Source organism: Mesorhizobium sp. CNPSo 4670 (genome assembly GCF_057784235.1).
In genome coordinates this window covers 160,919-178,712 of sequence record NZ_JBWJFQ010000011.1, presented here as the reverse complement: position 1 = coordinate 178,712, position 17,794 = coordinate 160,919, and the positions used below count along the sequence as shown (strand labels likewise).

The window sequence follows — 17,794 nt, the reverse complement described above, 5'->3', positions numbered from 1 at the left end:
CGGCCGCCGGCATAGAGCTACCAGTGGGAGGTCGCGCTTGCGTATGCGCGGTCAGCAATTTCTGCTATTAGCGAAGAGAGGTACGGGATCAGGTTCGATTGAACCTGAGGAATGCTTATCGAAAGCAAGCTACTCTTGTGGCGACAATGACCATCAAAACCGAGAGCCTTCCCTACCTGTCAGCCGAATTCCTGGATAGCCAAACGATTTCGACGTCCGATGTGGTCGACGAAATCGAGCGACAGATCATCGGTCAGAGGCGGGGCGAGGTATGGTGTGCGCCGAAGGCGGTGGTGCTGCCAGGCGACGACCGCTACATCATGGCAACTCTCGGTGTCGCGACCGAGCCCCGGGTGCTGGCGACCAAATCATTGGTGGTCAACCCGCGTAACCCCGAGCGGGGACTTGCAACCCTGAACTCGCTGGTCACCCTTCTCGACGGTGAGACAGGACTGCCGCTTGCTGTGGTCGATGGCAATTGGGTGACTTCGAAGCGCACGGCCGGTCTAAGCGCCGTGGCGGCCAAGCGTCTGGCCCGGGCCGGCTCGGCGTCCGTCGCGTTCATCGGATGCGGCGTTCAGGCGCGCGGTCACCTCGAGGTTCTGGCCGATCTTTTTCCGTTGCAAGAGATTCGGGCCTTTGGTCGGGGTAAAGGCAGTCGTGACGCGCTGTGTCGGATAGCTGAGAAGCGTGGTCTGATCGCAGTACCGAGTGATACCGCCAAAGCGGCGGTCGAATCTGCTGACATCGTGGTGACGACAGTCACTTTGGTGCCTGAGCCGGTTCCATTTTTGGATGCGCGTTGGCTGAAGACCGGGGCCTTCGCGACCATGACCGATCTGGCCCTGCCTTGGTTGCCTGAGACCATGGCTGTCTTCGATCGCATCGTCATAGACGATTTGGCGCAAGAGGCGCTTATGAGCAAGCCGATGGTGAGGCCCGAACTCGTCGCCGGCGACCTGACAGGTTTGGTCGGCGGCGACGTGCCGGGTCGTCAGAGCGCAAATGAGCGAACAGCATTCGCGTTCCGCGGCATGGCGGTTGGCGATCTCGCAATTGCCGGCCTGGCATTTGTGCGCGCGAAAGCGAGCGGCGCGCTGAATGCTTAGAGTTCCGTGTGAAGGCTCCTTGACGGATCCGCGTAGGGCCAAGTCATCCGACGCCGACATAGCGACGCACCGCCGACGGGTCGGCGCGCAGTTCCTCGACATCGACCGTCTCGCGGTTGCGGCCGTTCTCGATGAAGCAAACACGGTCGGCGACGGACAGCACCGCATCGACGCGCTGTTCGACCAGGATCGTTGACACCCCCATGTCGCGCAGCGTCGACACCGTCTCGCGGATCTTGGCGATCATCGACGGCATCAGCCCTTCGGTCGGCTCGTCGAGCAGCAGCACCTGCGGTTCCAGACAAAGCGCGCGCGCCATGGCCAGCATCTGCTGCTCGCCGCCGGACAAGGTGCCCGAGCGTTGCCGCAGGCGCTGGCGCAGCAGCGGGAAGAGGTCGAGCACGGTTTCGCGCGTCGCCTTGCCCTTGCCGCGCGCCATCAACCCGATCTCGATGTTTTCGGCCACCGTCATCTCGGCGAACAGCCGCCTTCCCTGCGGCACATAGGCGACGCCGGCCTTCGGCACCTCATGCGCCGGCAGTCCGGTCAGTTCCTTGCCATCGAGCCTGATCGACCCGGCGCTTGAGGGAACCAGTCCCATGATGGCCTTGAGCGTCGTCGTCTTGCCGGCGCCGTTGCGGCCGAACAGGCAGAGCACCTCGCCGTTGTTCAGCACGAGATCGAGGCCATAGAGCACCTGGACCTCGCCATGGAAGCAGTCCAGCCCCGAGATCACCAAAGCCTCGAATTTTGTCTGTGCCTTGCTCGTTTCAGTCATGGGGCGGTCCCCAGATAGGCTTCCTGAACAGCCGCGTTCTCGCGGATCGCCTCGGGGGTGCCTTCGGCGAATATTTTGCCGGCATTGAAGACGGTGATGCGGTCGGCCAGTTGCATGACGACCGGCATGTTGTGTTCGATCAGGAGCACCGTGGCACTCGCGGCGATCTCGCGCACCAGGGTGATGAAATTGTCGATCTCGCTGTCGGCCAGGCCTTGCGTCGGCTCGTCGAGGATCAGCAGGCGCGGCTTCAGTGCCAGGCCCATCGCCACTTCCAGCAAGCGCTGGTGGCCATAGGACAATTGCCCGGCCGGCATGTGGGCGCGGTCAGCCAGGCCGGTGCGTTCGAGCGCCGCCATGACGCCGGCTCGCACCGCGCCCTTCGATCGGCCATCGCTCAGCGTGCGCTGCACCGGCAAGGCGACATTGTCGTAGGCGGTGAGGTTGGCGAAGACGCTGGTGATCTGGAACGTGTAGGCGATGCCCTGGCGGACGCGGACATAGGCCGGCAGCCCGGTGATGTCGGCGCCATCGAAGACAATCATGCCCGACGACGGCTGGATGCGGCCGCTGACCAGGCTGACGAAGGTAGTCTTCCCAGCCCCGTTCGGGCCGATGACGGCGCGGATCTCGCCGGGCATCAGGGTGAAATCGACGCTGTCGACGGCGCGCAGGCCACCGAAGTTGCGCGACAGGCCCTTGGTGGTCAAAAGCGGCGTCACGGCAGCCACCTGAGCCAGCGCTGCCGCATGCTGCCGAGTATGCCCTTGGGGAAAAACAGCACCAGCAGGATGAGCGCGATGCCGACGATCAGCAGATAGGCCGAGGTGTAGCCGCTGGTGATGTCGATGACATAGTACATGAACAGCGTGCCGATCAGCGGCCCAAGCGTCGTGGCGGCGCCGCCCAGCAACACCCACAGCAGCGGCAGGATCGAATACTGCACCGAAGCAAAGCTCGAGCCGACATAGCCGAACAGCAGCGCATAGGCCGCACCCGAGGCAGCGCAGATGATGCCGGAGATGACGACGGCGGCGAGCTTGTTGGAGAAGGTGTCGTAGCCCAGCATCTTCGTCCGCTCCTCGTTCTCGCGGATGGCTACCAGCACGCGGCCATATCTGGAGCGGACGATGGCAAGCGTGATCAGCAGCACAAGCGAGAACAAGCCGAGCGCGCTCATGTAGCGCACGGTCGGGTTGGTGAGATCGAGCGATGTCGCGCCGAAAGCAAGCACCCGCGCCGGCTGCGGCACGACCATGCCCTGGTCGCCGCCGGTCCATGACGAGAAGTAGAGGATGATGAGGTAGAACACCTGCGCGAACATCATGGTGACGATCATGAAGGCGACGCCTGACGTGCGCAGCGCCAGCAGCCCGATCACCAGCGAAAGAATGACGCCGCAGCCGAGGCCCGCGGCGAATGCCGCCGGGACGCTCCAGCCGAGCTGGATGACGGCAAGGCCGGCACCGTAGAGCCCTGCGGAAAAGAACATGGCGTGGCCGAGGCTGAGCAGGCCGACATAGCCGAACAGCATGTTGTAGCCCATGGCAAAGACCGCCAGGACCATGATGCGGGCGAGCAGGCCGTGATAGTACTCCGGCAAAAGGAAGCTCAGCACGAACAGCAGCCCGATGACGCCGAGATGCAGGCCGTAGGCCTTTGCCGGCGAAGCTTCGCTCATCGTGACGCCGTCCCGAACAGGCCTTGCGGTCGGAACACCAGCACCATGGCGACCAGCAGCGTAGCGATGATCTTGGCCAGCGTCGGCGAGAAGAACATCGAGATGATGCCGTCGGACAGGCCGATCAGCACGGCGGCGACGACCGTGCCGCGCAGCGAGCCGAGACCGCCGATGATGACGACGATGAAGGACAGCAGCAGCGGATCCTGGCCCATCAGGTAATGCGCCTGGCTGATCGGCACGATCAGCACCGCGGCGATGGCCGCCAACATGGCGCCGAGCGCGAAGACGCCACCATAGACGCGGCCCACCGGGATGCCGAAGGCTTGCGCCGTCTCGCTGTCGTACTGCGTGGCGCGCATGATCAGGCCGATCTTTGTGCGCGTCAGCACCAGCCAAGTCGCCACCAGCAGAAGCGCGGAGGCGGCGATGACAGACAGTTTGTAGCCGGAATAGCCGAACCACGGCAAAAGGATGCGATAGCTGAACGGCGGCTCCACCGGCCGCGCCTCCGGGCCATAGAAGGTCAGCGCCAGCTGCTGGATGATGTAGAGCATGCCAATGGTGGCGACGATGGTGGCTTCCGGATTGTAGTTGAGCCGGCGCAGCACCAGTCGCTCGGCGACCAGCGCGATGGCGCCGACGATCAGCGGCGCGATTACCAGCGCCGCCAGGAAGCCGAGCGCCGGGTGCCCCCCGATCGCCGTGGTGATCGCCCAGGCGAGCACGGCGCCGAGCATGAAGAACTCGCCATGGGCGACGTTGACGACGCGCATGACGCCGAACACCAGCGACAGCCCAAGCGCCGTCAGCGCCAGCACGGCGGAGGTGACGAGGCCTTCGAGGGCGGCGAGGAGGAGGTGGGGACCGAAGTGCATCGGTTAATCGCCGGCGGATGCGCGAGGCACCCCCCTCTGTCCTGCCGGACATCTCCCCCGCGAGGAGGGAGATTGGATTTCACCGCGGGTTTCGCCAACTATCAGCACCGGCAAATAGGTACCGCCATGCGAACTGCCGATCTCCCCCCTTGCGGGGGAGATGGCCGGCAGGACAGAGGGGGGTGGCTTGGCGCTCACGCTTGCTGGAGCAGCTAAGATTACAACGCCTGCGTCGTGTAATCCCCCTCGGCCTCGTAAAGCCCGTCCTCGATCTTGGTCTTGTGGACGACCTTCAGCTTGCCGCCTTCGACCTTGGAGATGTTCTGGATGCCAAAGCACTGGTGGATCTTGCCGTTGAAGGTTTTTGGCCCTTGCGGATGCTCGGGTCCTTCGGCGAAAGCGGTCAGCGCCTCGGTCGCCTCGACCAGCTTGGCGCGGTCTTCCGGCCCCTTGTAGCCGGCGTCTTCCATCGCCTTCTTGACGACATAGAGCGTTTCCCAGCAGCCGAACATGTGCGACGCGGTGGAGACGTCCTTTGGATCGCCGACGGCGGCGCCATTGTCGTCGATACCGACGGCGGCGCGATAGGCTTTTTGCGCGGCGCTGTCGTCGGCCTGCGCATAGCGCGGCGAACCCTCCCAGAAATGACTGCCGTCCAAAAATTCGAGCCCAGGGCTGTTGATGTCGGTGGCCTCCAGCGAATCCATGAAGCCGAACAGCTGCGGCCGGTTGGAGCCGTAGAACTCGCCGAGTTCCTTGACGAAGGTGAGCACCGCCGGGCCGACCATGACGTGGTAGATCACCTCGGTCTCGGCCGGGATCTGCGGGAAGTATTTGGTGAAGGACGATTCCGTCGGCGGGATGGCGATCTGCGCGATGACGTCGGCGCCTTGCGCCTTCAGCGCCGGCGGCAGGTAGTCGCGGTGGTCGTAGCCGAAGGCGAAATCCGGGAAGATCTGCGTCACCTTCTTGCCGGCATTGGCCGCGATCCACGGCGCCATCGACTGGATCTGGCTTTTCACGTCGGTGATGCCGGGCTGGAAGACATAGCGGTTGAGCTTGGTCGAAGCGACATGATGGCCTTCGCTGACGACGAAGTAGGGGATCTTGGCCTCGCCGGCGGCGGGCGCCGAGCCAATGACGACATGCGAGAACAATGTGCCGAAGACGATGTCGGTCTTGTGTTGGGTGGCGAACTTGCCGACCACTTCGGCGCCGCGGCCTGGATCGGTGCCGTCATCCTCGATGATCACCTCGACCTGACGGCCGTTGATGCCGCCGGCGGCGTTGATCGCCTTGATGGCGGCAGCGGTGGTCTTCTCGTACCAGCGGCCATAGGCGGCGCCGATGCCGGTGCGGTGCGACTGGAACCCGATCTTGATCGGCGCCGAGCTCTGTGCCTGGGAATAGCGGACGAAGCCTGGCGCGGTGACCAGACCGGCGGTGGCGGCCAGCCCCTTCAGCGCCGTGCGGCGGGTGAGACCGGTTTTCGAGAGGTCGAAGGTCTTACTCTTGTCCATGATGCCGTTCCCCTTGTTCAGCGTTTAGGAGCGCAAAGTCCGCTCATTTCCGGAAGTCGAAAAATTGCATGTGTACAAACTAAATCACCAAAGTCCGGACACGGCAATGCCGGTTCCGTGGGGGAAGCCCGGTTTATTTTCCAGCGCAAACGGCTCAGCCAACCGTCGGCGTGGCAAGCAGCCAGAGGCCGAAGACCGTATAGGCGATCATCAGCACGGTGAGCGGGAACTGGCTGAGGGCTGCGCGGGAGGGCTGCGGGTGCAGGCGCCAGGCGAGGCCGTGGGCGACGAGGACGGCGAGCACGTGGCCTGATATGATGACGCCGGCCTGGACATTCCACAGCCACCAGGCGGAAGCGGCACCGGCAACGATGCCCGCCTCGATCTGCATGTCGGCGGTGCCGAACAGGTTCCAGCCCAGCGCGAACGGGTCGGACAGCGCCGCAAGCGCATACTGGCCGTCGACGAGCAGCGACGTCAGGTAATGTGCGGCATGATAGGCAAGCGCGATCGGCACGATCGACCACACCAGCAGTCCGGCTGCCTGGTCGAAGGGGCGATCGCTGCCGGCAAGACGCTGGCCGAGCCACACGGCAAGCATGAACACCGCTGCAAGCAACATGAACGTCAGAACCAGCCCGAGGCTGCCGATGCCGATCACCGCCGTGCGACCGGGAAATTCGAGTGGATTGATGCCGAACAGGCCAAGCCAGAAGAACGTTTTCGACAGGCCGTCGAAGGACACCGACGACAGGGCAAGAAGCAGGAAGGCAATGCCGCTGGCCGGCAACGGCTCGGCGGGGAATAGCTTGGCGGCCGGCCAGCACAGGCCAAGCCGGCCGGTTTCGTTGCGCTCGACGATTGCGAAACGCGCCACCATCGAGAAGAAGACCGACAGGAATTCGCCGCTGCGGCTCCAGTTTCGATAGCCGAACGCCAGCATGGCAAGGAAGGTGAGCAGCCAGTAAAGGCGGGCAACATATGCCAGCCGTGCCGGATCGTCGGGCGCCGGATCGATGAGTTCGAACCAGGCAAAGGCGAAGAACAACAGGACCGCCGGCCAGCAGCCGATCCACCGGGGAAGTCGCCAGCTTCCTTCGTCCCCGGCGCCAAGCAGACGCGAGGCCAGACGCCACGGCCCATACCATGGATTGAGCCATGACCAGAGATCGCCGAAGACACCTTGCAGCAACGTGACGCCAGCCCACAGAAGGGTCCAGATCACCAGCGGCAAAGGGTTTGAAAGCGGGTCGCGGCTGCCGAAAAGGCTGGCCGCGATAAGGATTGCAAAGCCGGCAAAGGAGATCAGGCTGAGTGCGAGGCGGGCGCTGTCGCCAAAGGCGAACAGCTGCAGGCGCCGGCGCCAGAAACGGTCAAGCCAATCCCCCGGCAGCAGCGCCAGCACGAGGAAACTGACGGCGACGGCAAAAGCCCCGCCGGCCAGATAGTAGCCAGTCGGCAAGAGCAGGACGTGGCCACGGTCGGAGGCGTGTGCGAAGGCGGGGGTGGGGAGGACGAAGATCAGGGCTCCGACAAAGGCAATCGTCGAGCAGGAATACACTCCACTGCCGCGATCCTTCGCACCCCCCTCTGTCCTGCCGGACATCTCCCCCGCAAGGGGGGAGATCAGCAGTTCATCTGCCGGCCACCTTTCTTGCAATGTTGAAAATTGGCGAAACCAGAGGTGGCGGCCGATCGCCCCCCTTGCTGGGGAGATGTCCGGCAGGACAGAGGGGGGTGGGAGGGAATGCGACCGGGCGGTCATGTCATCAACCCATCACCCCTCACACCTTGACCAGTTGCTCCACCCGGTCCTTCTGACCGAAAATCCTGAGATAACGCTCGATCTCTTTCTCGTCGCCGGTCGCCTTGGCCGGATTGTCGGAGAGCTTGACCGCCGGCCTTCCATTGGCCTCGGTGACCTTGCAGACCAGCGATATGGCGTCCAGGCTGTTGGTTTCGGTCGGCGCGCAGCCCTCGAAATCATTGGTGAGGTTGGTGCCCCAACCGAACGACATGCGCACCTTGCCCCTGAAGTGGCGGTAGGTCTCCTCGATCGTTTCGACCTCGAGTCCGTCGGAGAAGATCAGCAGTTTCTGCCGGGGATCCTTCCCCTTGTCGCGCCACCAGGACAGGATTTTCTCGCCGCCCTCGATCGGCGGCGCACTGTCGGGGCGAAAACCGGTCCAGTCGGCCACCCAGTCCGGCGCGTCGCGCAGGAACGACGCCGTGCCGAAGGCATCGGGCAGCACGATCAGCAGATTGCCGCCATAATAGCGCTGCCAGTCCTGCAGCACCTTGTAGGGCGACTGTTTCAGCTCTTTTTCCGAATTGGCGAGCGCGGCGAACACCATCGGCAGTTCGTGCGCGTTGGTACCGAGCGCTTCGAGGTCGTTGTCCATGGCCAAAAGCACGTTGGAGGTGCCGGTGAACGCCTCGCCGATGCCTTCCTTGAGCGCCTCTACGCACCAACGCTGCCACAGGAAGGAATGGCGCCGGCGCGTGCCGAAGTCCGAGATTCGGATACCGGGAAGCGCCTTCAGTCGTTCGGTCTTGGCCCACATCTTGGCCTTGGCGCGGGCATAGAGCACATCGAGCGCGAAGGGGCCGAACGCCCGCATGGCCGCACGGGAACGGAGCTCATTTATGATGGCGAGCGCCGGGATCTCCCACAGCGTGGTGTACATCCACGGCCCGCTGAAAGTGAGCTCATACTGGCCGTCGCGCTTCGACAATTCGTATTCCGGCAGCCTGAAATTCTCCAGCCAGGCGAGGAATTCCGGTTCGAAGATCTGCTTACGGCCATAGAAATTGTTGCCGCCGAGCCAGATCATCTCCTTCTTGCTGAAGCGCAAGGTGCGGGCATGGTCGAGCTGTTCGCGCAGTTCGCCCTCGTCGATCTCGTCGGCCAGCCGCACGGAGGTGGTGCGGTTGATGAGCGAGAAGGTCGTGTCGACCTTGGGGTACATGCCCCAGATCATCTGCAGCATCAAAAGCTTGTAGAAGTCCGTATCGAGCAGGCTGCGCACGATCGGGTCGAGCTTCCAGGTGTGGTTGTAGACACGCCGCGCAATATCGGTCCTAGCCATGTTTCAACACCGCCTTCGCTGCCTGCTACCCACAACCGCGACAGGCCTCATAACATCGAATTGGCCAAAACACTCCCGGTTTCAGGGCTGGCCCGACAAAAAGAAGACCCTGCATGGGGCGAATGCAATCGGCCGGCGCCGCCGACGGCTGGTTGGTGTCAGCTCCCGGTTCTGCCGCCGATGACCCTGAGCGCCGGACGCTTGCGGCGGGTGACGACGCGGCCCGCCACGGGCGCATCGGCGCGGCCGTCATCCTGCGCCTTCTCGGCAAACAGCCAGTCGATGAACAACTGCACGATCGGCGTCGACTTCATCTCGTTGCGACAGACGACGTAGAAATCGTCGACCGCCGGCACCGACAGGCTGAACGGCGCCACCAGCATGCCCCTGGCCAGCAGCGAACTCGCCGTCACCGAATCGCCCAGCGCCACGCCATGGCCGTGGACCGCGGCTTCAACCGCCATGCGTGCGTCGCCCAGATGATGTCGCCGGCCGCGCTCCAGGTCCAGCCCATCGGCGGCCGCCAGCCAGGTGTGCCATTCGCGGCCGTCATCGCCATGCAGGAAGACATGGTCGGCGAGATCCCTGACGCTGCGGATCGGACGGTTGTTGATCAACGTCGGGCTGACCACGGGAAACAGTTCGAGCCCCGACCATTTGCGCATCCAGCAATCGGTCCAACTGCCGTCGCCGTAATGCACGCAGACATCGATCTGCGGCGCGCGGATATCCTTGGCGTCGTTGGAAGGGATCAGCGTCAGCCTGATGTCGGGATATTGCGCCATGAAACTGCCGAGCCGAGGCGTCATCCACAGCAAGAGCAATGCCGGCACGCAGGAGACGGAGAGCGTGCCGCTGCTCGCCGGCCTTGTCATGCGCTGCGTGGCGGCGGCGATGCCATCGAAGGCGCTCGAGACCGCCGGCAGCAGTTCGGCACCGTGCGGCGTCAGTTTGACCCGCTGGCCGGCGCGCTCGAAAAGCTTGACGCTGAGCGACTGCTCGAGCGCCTTGATCTGGTGGCTGATGGCGCCATGCGTGACATTCAGCTCACTCGCCGCCTTGGTCAGCGAGCCATGGCGGGCCGTTGCCTCGAAGGCGCGAAGCGGATTCAGCGGTGGCAGGCGCTTGGCCATGGGGGTCCAGGTTTATTGTGAGATTTTCTCACAGCTGACACCGTAACAATATCAATTGATTTTTCAATGCGGCTGCCAGACACTTTGGCCCGGAACAGCATCAAGACGTGAAATCTGCAGGCAGCCAGCGGGACAACGACCCGGCCGGATGACGGTCGCTTCGCCAAGGTCACCGGCGGCCGCCCTGCATCAGGCAGGAGGAGCGGACATGGGTTACGATCGCGGCAAGCTCGACGCGTTGCGTCGCAAATATGGCGAGAGCCATGGCGGCGAGATGTTCGACCCGAAGTTCCGACGCGTCGCCGACAAGATCTTTTCCAAGTCCGGCACCCGGCTGGCGCCCTATTCCGGCATCCCGACCTTCCTCGCCGCGCCCTACCGCGAAATAGCGGCCGACAATCCGGATTTCGGCGACCTGCAGGTGGCGATCATCGGCGTGCCGATGGACCTCGGCGTCACCAATCGGCCGGGCTCGCGCTTCGGGCCAAGGGCGTTGCGCGCCATCGAACGCATCGGCCCCTACAATCACGTGCTGGAATGCGCCCCGACGCACGAACTTCGGGTCGCCGACATCGGCGACACGCCGTTCCGCAGCCGCTACCGGCTCGAGATCAGCCATGAGGATATCGAGCGCCGCACCAACCAGATCGTCGATGCCGGTGTCATCCCGTTGTCGGTCGGCGGCGACCATTCGATCAGCCATCCGATCCTGAAGGCCGTCGGCAAGAAGGCTCCGGTCGGCCTGATCCACATCGACGCCCATTGCGACACCAGTGGCCTGTTCGACATGACCAAGTTCCACCATGGCGGACCGTTCCGCAATGCGGTGCTCGATGGCGTGCTCGATCCGACGCGCACGATCCAGATCGGCATTCGCGGCTCGGCCGAATATCTGTGGGAGTTCACCTACGAGTCCGGCATGACCGTCGTGCATGCCGAAGAGGTGACCGGTCTCGGCATTCCCGCCATCATCGAGAAGGCGCGCAAGATCGTTGGCGACGGGCCGACCTACATCTCGTTCGACATCGACAGCGTCGATCCGGCCTTCGCGCCCGGCACCGGCACGCCTGAGATCGGCGGGCTGACGACGCGCGAAGTGCTCGAACTCCTGCGCGGTCTGAAGGGCCTCAACATCGTCGGCGGCGACGTCGTCGAAGTGGCACCGCAATACGACGCGACCACCAACACAGCGCACGCCGGCGCCCAAGTTCTGTTCGAAATCCTGAGCCTGATGGTGTTCAGCCCGGCGATCACAGGCAAGGGAGCCTGACGTTTTAGACAAGCAAAGGCGGCCGCCGCGCTGGAGCCGGCGCCCGACCCAAACAAACAAAGCTTCCAGAGGGGAATAAAAATGACGATCCTTATCGCACTCAAATCATCCATCGCCGCCGTTCTGGTGCTGGGAGCCGCTGGCTTCGGCTTCGCCACACAAGCCGCCAATGCCGACGCGCTGGCGGACATCACCAAGGCCGGCACTATCAATGTCGGCGTCTTCGCCGATTTTCCGCCCTTCTCCTCGGCCAGCGCCGACATGAGCCTCAAGGGCTATGACATGGATGTCGCGCAATACATTGCCGACACACTCAAGGTGAAGCTCAATCCCGTCGCCGTCACCGGCCAGAACCGCATCCCCTACCTGAACGACCATCGCGTCGACCTCTTGATGAGCGTCGGCTATTCGAAGGAACGTGAGCAGGTGATCGACTTCGCTGCTGCCTACGCGCCCTACTACATCGCCGTGATCGGTCCGGCGGCGCTATCGGTCAAAGGCAAGGAAGACCTTGCCGACAAGTCGATCGCCGTCAACCGCGGCACGCTCGAAGACACCTCGCTCACCGAAGCGGCTCCGGCGTCGGCCGACATCAAGCGTTTCGACAACTACAATTCGGTGATCCAGGCTTTCATTTCCGGCCAGACGCAGCTGATGGTCGTCGGCAACGATGTCGGCGCGCAGGTGCTGGCCAAGCAGGACGTGCTGAAGCCGGAGCAGAAGTTCCAGCTTTTGACCTCGCCTTCGCATATCGGTCTCAACAAGAACGAAGACAGCCTGAAGAAGGCGGTCAACGACGCCATCGCCAAGATGCTGGCGGACGGCAAGCTGGATGCCAGCTCGCAGGCCTGGCTGAAGACGCCGCTCAACCCCGACAACCTCAAGGATTGAGGTCCGGTGGCCTTTGCCTGGCTTCCAGGGGCTGCGGGTGACATCGCGCGCGGAGCGGTCACGACGATCCTGTTGATCGCCGTGACCACGCTGGCGGGGACGTTCCTCAGCATCCTGGGTGCTGCGGGACGGCGAAACGGCCCCGCCCTGCTCAAGCGCACCATCGCCGCCTATGTCGAGGTGATGCGCAACACGCCGTTCCTGGTGCAGCTGTTCTTCATCTTCTTCGGGCTGCCCAGCCTCGGGATCAGGCTCGATCCGGTGCTGGCCGCCATCCTGGCGATGACGCTCAACATGGCGGCCTATACGATCGAGATCGTCGGCGCCGGACTTGACGCCGTGCCGCCTGGGCAGACCGAAGCAGCCCTTGCGCTGGGCTTGAGGCCACGCCAGGTGTTCATCAAGATCGTGCTGCCGCAGGCGCTCAAGGTGATCTATCCGGCGCTGACCAGCCAGATCGTCATCATGATGCTGGAGTCCGCCGTGGTGTCGCAGATCGCGGTACGCGAGCTTACCTACGAGGCCGACATGCTGCAGGCACGTACGTTCCGGTCCTTCGAGACCTACCTTGTCGTGACGCTGGTTTATCTCGTGCTATCGATGGCCTTGCGCCGGCTGTTGGTCACAGGCGGACGCCGCGTCCTGGGGGCTGGCGTGTCATGATCGAATTCACCTTCTGGGACATCGTGCGCAACCTTTTGCTCGCCGCCCGCTGGACGGTGCTCTTGTCGCTGGCCGCCTTCGTTGGCGGCGGCGTGGTCGGCATGGTCGTGCTGTTCTTCAGGATCGCCAAGAACAAATGGAGCCGGCGCATTGCCTCCGGCTATATCGCCCTGTTCCAGGGGACGCCGCTGTTGATGCAGCTGTTCCTGATGTTCTTCGGCCTGCCGATGCTCGGGCTGCGCATCGAGCCGTGGACGGCGGCGGTGCTCGGACTCACCTTCTTCGCCAGTGCCTATCTCGCCGAGATCTGGCGCAGCGGCGTCGACGCGCTGCCGCGTGGCCAGTGGGATGCCGGCGCCAGCCTTGGCCTGCACTATCTGCAGGAGCTGAGGCTGATCATCCTGCCGCAGGCGTTTTCGATCACCCGCGCGCCGACCGTCGGGTTCCTGGTGCAGCTCATCAAGTCGACGGCGCTCACCTCGATCATCGGCTTCGAGGAGCTGGTGCGGACCTCCAACGCCATCAACAATGCGACCTTCGAGCCCTTCCAGGTCTACGGGCTGGTGGCGCTGATCTTTTTCGTCATGTGTTTTCCGCTGACGCAATACGCGCGTACGCTCGAACGACGCGCCGCCCACTGAGCCGCAAAAAGCGGCGGACAACGGAATTAAGGGAACCAGCCGGAGAACCGGCACAAACAGAGGAGAGACCAGATGACCAGATTGATCGCAACACAAGTCAGCCGGCGCAGCGTGCTTGGTGCCGGCCTGGCAACGGCCGGCGTGCTCGCCATGCCGTCGATCCTGCGGGCGCAGGACAAGTCGCTCAAGGTCGGCGTCTATGGCGGCTACTTCAAGAAATCCTTCGACGAGCACGTCTTCCCCGACTTCACCAAGGCCACCGGCATCGCGGTGGAATCGGTTGCCGAGCCGACCGGCGAGGCGTGGCTGGTGCAGCTCGAACAGGCGGCCAAGGCCGGCCAGGCGCCGGCCGATCTTTCGATGATGTCGCAGACCTCGACGCTGAAGGGCCAGTCGACCGAACTGTGGACGCCGCTCGACACCTCCAAGTTCAAGCACTACGGCGATCTTTTGCCGCGCTTCATCAACAAATATCCGGATGGCCGCGTTGCCGGCATCGGTGCGGTCGCCTGGTGGATCACGCTGGTCTCCAACACCGATGTCTACAAGGAGGCGCCGACCTCCTGGGCTGCATTCTGGGACAAGGCGAACGAGGACAAGCTCGGCCTGCTGGCGCTCGCCTCCAACTCGTTCCTGCTCGAAGTGACCGCCAAGACCTTCATGGGCGGCACCAATGCCCTCGACACCGAGGAAGGGCTGAACAAGGCGTTCGAGAAGCTTGCCGAGGTCAAGCCGAATGTGCGCCTCTGGTATCGCGACGAAGCGCAGTTCGAGCAGGCGCTGAAGTCGGGCGAAATCCCGATGGGCCAGTATTATCACGACGTCACCGGCCTCGCGATCGCCGACGGCTTCCATGTCCGCACCACCTTCCCGAAGGAGGGCGGCATCCAGGATTCCGGCAATTGGGTCCTGTCGCGCGCTTCGACCAAGGTCGACGAGGCGCATGCCTTCATCGACTATATGAGCCAGCCGTCGATGCAGGGCGTGATGTCGCGCAAGGTCGGCACCACGCCGACGCTGAAGAAGGAGGTGCTCGACCTGACGCCGGCCGAATTCGCATCGGTGTCGTCGGAGATCGAGCCGATCATTCCGCGCTACGACCTCTATACGTCGAAGGCCGACTGGATCAACCAGAAGTGGACCGAACTGATCGTCGGCTGAGCCGGCAGCAGCTCGCCCGACATCGAGGCGTTCCTCTTGACGGCTCGCTTCGCGAACCACCTCTCCCATTGCGATGGGAGAGGTTATGCTACGCGCCGAAACCGTGGCACCTCTCCTCTTGCGACCGAGGAGAGGCCGCCGCGAAAACGAGGCGTCAAGGGACCATTCCATATCCTCCGGTTAACAGGATCAGCCATGCCCGGACTTGATATCAACGCCATCACCAAGGCCTTCGGCAATTTCATCGCGGTCGACAATGTGCGGCTCAACGTGCCGCACGGCGCCTTCGTCTGCCTGCTTGGACCATCCGGCTGCGGCAAGACCACGCTGCTGCGCATGATCGCCGGGCTGGAGGAGCCGACCAGCGGCGCCATCGTGCTCGACGGCGAGGACATCACGCCGCTGCCGACCCACAAGCGCAATCTCGGCATGGTGTTCCAGTCGCTGGCGCTGTTTCCGCATCTTTCGGTCGGCGACAACATCGCCTACGCCCTGCGCATCCGCGGCGCCTCGAAGGAAGAGCAGAAGAAGCGCGTCGACGAGTTGCTGACGCTGATCCATCTACCCGGCTTTGCCGACCGGCCGGTGGCGAAACTTTCCGGCGGCCAGCGCCAGCGCGTGGCGATCGCCCGTGCGCTGGCACTGTCGCCGAAGCTGTTCCTGCTCGACGAGCCGCTTTCGGCGCTCGACGCCAAACTGCGCGAGGCCATGCAGGTGGAACTGCGCCAGCTGCAGCAGCGGCTGGGCATCACCACCATCGTCGTCACCCACGACCAGCGTGAGGCGATGACCATGGCCGACCTGGTCGTGGTCATGGGCCACGGCAGGATCCTGCAGGCAGCGCCGCCGATCGAGATCTATCGCAAGCCGGCCGACGCCTTCGTCGCCGACTTCATCGGCATCACCAACCTTCTGCCGGCGGAGGTCGACAGCGCCGGGCGCACCACCATCCTCGGCACCGCCATTCCGGGCCTCGCCATGCCGGCCGGCGTCACCAAGGCCTCGGTGTCGATCCGTCCCGAAGACGTGCATCTGGGCGAACCCGGCGGCCGCGCCATCACCGGCCAAGTGACCTTCGTGCGCGATCTCGGCGGCACGATCGAGACCTTCGTCGAGGTTGGCAGCACCAGCATCATCGCGGTGGCGACGCCGCGTGAAAGACCCAACGTCTCGGTCGGCGCAAAGGTCGGCGTCACGCTGCCGCCCGAGAGCTGCGTGGTGCTAGGCTCATGAGACGCGAAGCCCCGAAATCATTCGCCGACTATACGCCGCTGCTGTTCCCCGCGCTGATGCTTGTGGTGTTCTTCGTCGTGCCGTTCTCGACGATGATCGCGGTCAGCTTCTTCAAGCGCAACCCCGCAGGTTTCTACACGCCCGATTTCGTCATCGACAACTATGCGCGCTTCCTGACCACCTTCTTCGCCGGCGTGCTCGGCTTTTCGCTGATGCTGGCGGTACTGGTCGCCGTCTGCTGCGTCTCAATCGCCTTTCCGTTCACCTATCTGCTGACCAAGCGCTCGCGTCGCGTGCAGACGCTGTGGCTGGTCGGCCTGTTGTCGGTGCTGTCGCTGTCGGAAGTCATCATCGGCTTTGCCTGGTCGACACTGTTTTCGCAGACCGCCGGTATCACCAACCTCTTCGTCGCGCTCGGGCTGATGGACAAGCCGGTGGCGCTGCTGCCGACGTTCGGCGCGGTGCTGGCCGGCATGATCTACCAGGCGCTGCCCTACACCATCCTGGTGCTCTATCCGGCCCTGGTCCGCCTCGACCCGACGCTGCTCGAGGCTGCCCGGACGCTCGGCGCCTCACCGGTCAAAGCCTTCTTCAACGTCGTCACCCCGGCGCTGCGCAACACCATCGTGGCGACGCTGATCATGGTCTTCGTCTTCGCGCTCGGCTCCTATCTGCTGCCGCAGATCCTCGGCCGGCCACGCCACTGGACGCTGTCGGTGCTGATCACCGACCAGGCGATCTACCAGTCCAACATGCCGTTCGCAGCCGCCATGGCGGTCTTCCTGGTGCTGATCTCGCTGGCGCTGGTCGGGCTGACGCTGCTCGTCGGCCGCAGGGAGAACGCACTATGACCGCCACCTTCCTTCGCCGGCTCTATTTCTCCATCGTGGCTTTGTTTCTGGCCGCGCCGCTGATCGTCGTCGCCGGCGTCTCGGTCAACGCGCGGCAGGAACTGACCTTCCCGCCGAAAGGCTTCTCGCTCGCCTGGTATGGTCAGATCTTCGCCGATCCGGAATGGCGGCTGGCGCTGATCCATTCGGTGACGCTCGCCGTCTGCTCGGCGGCGATCGCGGTCGCCATCGCGTTGCCGCTCGCCTGGTTCCTGTGGCGGCGCATTGCGCCCTGGGCAAACATCTTCCAGGTGCTGGGGCTCGCGCCCTTCATCCTGCCGCCGGTCATCACCGCGCTCGGCTTCCTCACCTTCTGGGCGACGGTCGGGCTGTTCGGCCAGTTCTTCACAGCCATCATCAGCCACGCCATCTTCTTCGTGACGCTGCCGCTGGTAACTCTGTCGCTGGGTTTTGCGTCGATCGACCGCTCGCTGGTCGAGGCCGCCGCGACGATGGGTGCCGACGACCGCACGGTGCTGAAGACGGTGGTGCTGCCGCTGATCCTGCCCTACCTCGTCTCCGGCTACGCCTTCGCCTTCGTGCTGTCGCTCAATGAATACATCGTCGCCTATATGACGATAGGCTTCACCACCGAGACGCTGCCGATCAAGATATTCAACGCGCTGCGCTACGGCTACACGCCGACCATGGCGTCGGTGTCGGTGTTTTTCGTCGCGGTGGCAGCCCTGGTGTTCGGGTCGATCGCCAAGTTCGGAGACATCCGCAGGCTGCTCGGCGCGATGTCCTCCGAGGGCAACTGACCGGACCTGTGCGAAAACGAAAACGGCCGCCGCTTTGCCAGTGCCGCTACGTCATCGTGTCGGTCGCTCGAAATAATGATTTTGTCTTCACTTTCC

At 63.8% G+C, this 17,794-nt stretch carries 17 protein-coding genes; 9 read left to right on the top strand and 8 right to left on the bottom strand.

All coding sequences use genetic code 11. The features are described from left to right. The first annotated feature begins 146 nt into the window (after positions 1–146). A complete protein-coding gene (locus tag AC0ZT5_RS19720) occupies positions 147–1,109 on the top strand; it encodes an ornithine cyclodeaminase family protein (RefSeq protein ID WP_488497768.1) in 963 nt (320 codons plus the stop codon). 43 nt (positions 1,110–1,152) lie between these two features. On the opposite strand, the gene AC0ZT5_RS19715 is transcribed toward AC0ZT5_RS19720, so the two are convergent. From AC0ZT5_RS19715 to gcvA, 8 genes are all read right to left on the bottom strand, one after another. Then, complete coding sequence (locus AC0ZT5_RS19715; protein WP_488497767.1) at positions 1,153–1,887, bottom strand: ABC transporter ATP-binding protein; 735 nt, start codon at positions 1,885–1,887, stop codon at positions 1,153–1,155. Continuing rightward, complete coding sequence (locus AC0ZT5_RS19710; RefSeq protein WP_488497766.1) at positions 1,884–2,609, bottom strand: ABC transporter ATP-binding protein; 726 nt, start codon at positions 2,607–2,609, stop codon at positions 1,884–1,886. The genes AC0ZT5_RS19715 and AC0ZT5_RS19710 overlap by 4 nt, the downstream gene beginning before the upstream one ends. Beyond that, the gene (locus AC0ZT5_RS19705; RefSeq protein WP_488497765.1) at positions 2,606–3,568 is read right to left on the bottom strand and encodes a branched-chain amino acid ABC transporter permease; all 963 of its coding nucleotides are present in this window, start codon (positions 3,566–3,568) and stop codon (positions 2,606–2,608) included. Before AC0ZT5_RS19705 ends, AC0ZT5_RS19710 begins: the two co-directional genes overlap by 4 nt. Continuing rightward, positions 3,565–4,446 carry a branched-chain amino acid ABC transporter permease gene (locus AC0ZT5_RS19700; protein ID WP_477281123.1) on the bottom strand — a complete coding sequence of 294 codons (882 nt, stop codon included), beginning with the start codon at positions 4,444–4,446 and terminating at the stop codon, positions 3,565–3,567. Before AC0ZT5_RS19700 ends, AC0ZT5_RS19705 begins: the two co-directional genes overlap by 4 nt. Before the next feature lie 218 nt (positions 4,447–4,664). Further along, positions 4,665–5,966: an ABC transporter substrate-binding protein gene (locus AC0ZT5_RS19695; RefSeq protein ID WP_457151180.1), complete on the bottom strand. Its 1,302-nt coding sequence runs from the start codon at positions 5,964–5,966 to the stop codon at positions 4,665–4,667. A 154-nt stretch (positions 5,967–6,120) separates the two neighbouring features. Next, positions 6,121–7,572, bottom strand: coding sequence for a hypothetical protein (locus tag AC0ZT5_RS19690; RefSeq protein ID WP_488497764.1), 1,452 nt, complete (start codon positions 7,570–7,572; stop codon positions 6,121–6,123). Between the two features lie 178 nt (positions 7,573–7,750). Next, positions 7,751–9,055, bottom strand: coding sequence for a nicotinate phosphoribosyltransferase (gene pncB / locus AC0ZT5_RS19685; RefSeq protein ID WP_184872994.1), 1,305 nt, complete (start codon positions 9,053–9,055; stop codon positions 7,751–7,753). A 158-nt stretch (positions 9,056–9,213) separates the two neighbouring features. After that, complete coding sequence (gcvA, locus tag AC0ZT5_RS19680) at positions 9,214–10,188, bottom strand: transcriptional regulator GcvA (RefSeq protein WP_488497763.1); 975 nt, start codon at positions 10,186–10,188, stop codon at positions 9,214–9,216. Positions 10,189–10,396: 208 nt separating this feature from the next. On the opposite strand from gcvA, the gene speB reads away from it, so the two are divergent. The 8 genes from speB (at position 10,397) to AC0ZT5_RS19640 (ending at position 17,698) form a co-directional block, all read left to right on the top strand. Further along, a complete protein-coding gene (gene speB, locus AC0ZT5_RS19675; RefSeq protein WP_477281133.1) occupies positions 10,397–11,458 on the top strand; it encodes an agmatinase in 1,062 nt (353 codons plus the stop codon). An 81-nt stretch (positions 11,459–11,539) separates the two neighbouring features. Further along, a complete protein-coding gene (locus AC0ZT5_RS19670; RefSeq protein ID WP_488497762.1) occupies positions 11,540–12,349 on the top strand; it encodes a transporter substrate-binding domain-containing protein in 810 nt (269 codons plus the stop codon). 6 nt (positions 12,350–12,355) lie between these two features. Beyond that, positions 12,356–13,012 (top strand): amino acid ABC transporter permease, encoded by a 657-nt coding sequence (locus tag AC0ZT5_RS19665; RefSeq protein ID WP_488497761.1) that lies wholly within the window; start codon positions 12,356–12,358, stop codon positions 13,010–13,012. Next, the gene (locus tag AC0ZT5_RS19660; RefSeq protein WP_488497760.1) at positions 13,009–13,653 is read left to right on the top strand and encodes an amino acid ABC transporter permease; all 645 of its coding nucleotides are present in this window, start codon (positions 13,009–13,011) and stop codon (positions 13,651–13,653) included. The genes AC0ZT5_RS19665 and AC0ZT5_RS19660 overlap by 4 nt, the downstream gene beginning before the upstream one ends. A gap of 72 nt (positions 13,654–13,725) precedes the next feature. Beyond that, positions 13,726–14,814, top strand: coding sequence for an ABC transporter substrate-binding protein (locus tag AC0ZT5_RS19655; protein ID WP_184873000.1), 1,089 nt, complete (start codon positions 13,726–13,728; stop codon positions 14,812–14,814). A gap of 195 nt (positions 14,815–15,009) precedes the next feature. After that, on the top strand, positions 15,010–16,047 hold the full coding sequence (locus AC0ZT5_RS19650) for an ABC transporter ATP-binding protein (RefSeq protein ID WP_488497759.1): 1,038 nt from the start codon (positions 15,010–15,012) through the stop codon (positions 16,045–16,047). After that, on the top strand, positions 16,044–16,898 hold the full coding sequence (locus AC0ZT5_RS19645; protein ID WP_488497758.1) for an ABC transporter permease: 855 nt from the start codon (positions 16,044–16,046) through the stop codon (positions 16,896–16,898). Before AC0ZT5_RS19650 ends, AC0ZT5_RS19645 begins: the two co-directional genes overlap by 4 nt. Beyond that, entirely contained in the window at positions 16,895–17,698 is an 804-nt protein-coding gene (locus AC0ZT5_RS19640; protein ID WP_488497757.1) for an ABC transporter permease, read from the top strand. The genes AC0ZT5_RS19645 and AC0ZT5_RS19640 overlap by 4 nt, the downstream gene beginning before the upstream one ends. The last annotated feature ends 96 nt before the right edge of the window (positions 17,699–17,794 follow it).

Excerpts from the sequence above, each read along its gene's own strand:
- AC0ZT5_RS19705 (WP_488497765.1), bottom strand. The coding sequence starts at position 3,568 with ATGAGCGAAGCTTCGCCGGCAAAGGCCTACGGCCTGCATCTCGGCGTC.
- AC0ZT5_RS19645 (WP_488497758.1), top strand. The coding sequence starts at position 16,044 with ATGAGACGCGAAGCCCCGAAATCATTCGCCGACTATACGCCGCTGCTG.
- AC0ZT5_RS19655 (WP_184873000.1), top strand. The coding sequence starts at position 13,726 with ATGACCAGATTGATCGCAACACAAGTCAGCCGGCGCAGCGTGCTTGGT.
- AC0ZT5_RS19715 (WP_488497767.1), bottom strand. The coding sequence starts at position 1,887 with ATGACTGAAACGAGCAAGGCACAGACAAAATTCGAGGCTTTGGTGATC.
- AC0ZT5_RS19640 (WP_488497757.1), top strand. The coding sequence starts at position 16,895 with ATGACCGCCACCTTCCTTCGCCGGCTCTATTTCTCCATCGTGGCTTTG.
- pncB (WP_184872994.1), bottom strand. The coding sequence starts at position 9,055 with ATGGCTAGGACCGATATTGCGCGGCGTGTCTACAACCACACCTGGAAG.
- AC0ZT5_RS19670 (WP_488497762.1), top strand. The coding sequence starts at position 11,540 with ATGACGATCCTTATCGCACTCAAATCATCCATCGCCGCCGTTCTGGTG.
- AC0ZT5_RS19650 (WP_488497759.1), top strand. The coding sequence starts at position 15,010 with ATGCCCGGACTTGATATCAACGCCATCACCAAGGCCTTCGGCAATTTC.
- gcvA (WP_488497763.1), bottom strand. The coding sequence starts at position 10,188 with ATGGCCAAGCGCCTGCCACCGCTGAATCCGCTTCGCGCCTTCGAGGCA.
- AC0ZT5_RS19695 (WP_457151180.1), bottom strand. The coding sequence starts at position 5,966 with ATGGACAAGAGTAAGACCTTCGACCTCTCGAAAACCGGTCTCACCCGC.
- AC0ZT5_RS19720 (WP_488497768.1), top strand. The coding sequence starts at position 147 with ATGACCATCAAAACCGAGAGCCTTCCCTACCTGTCAGCCGAATTCCTG.
- AC0ZT5_RS19700 (WP_477281123.1), bottom strand. The coding sequence starts at position 4,446 with ATGCACTTCGGTCCCCACCTCCTCCTCGCCGCCCTCGAAGGCCTCGTC.
- speB (WP_477281133.1), top strand. The coding sequence starts at position 10,397 with ATGGGTTACGATCGCGGCAAGCTCGACGCGTTGCGTCGCAAATATGGC.
- AC0ZT5_RS19660 (WP_488497760.1), top strand. The coding sequence starts at position 13,009 with ATGATCGAATTCACCTTCTGGGACATCGTGCGCAACCTTTTGCTCGCC.
- AC0ZT5_RS19690 (WP_488497764.1), bottom strand. The coding sequence starts at position 7,572 with ATGTCCGGCAGGACAGAGGGGGGTGCGAAGGATCGCGGCAGTGGAGTG.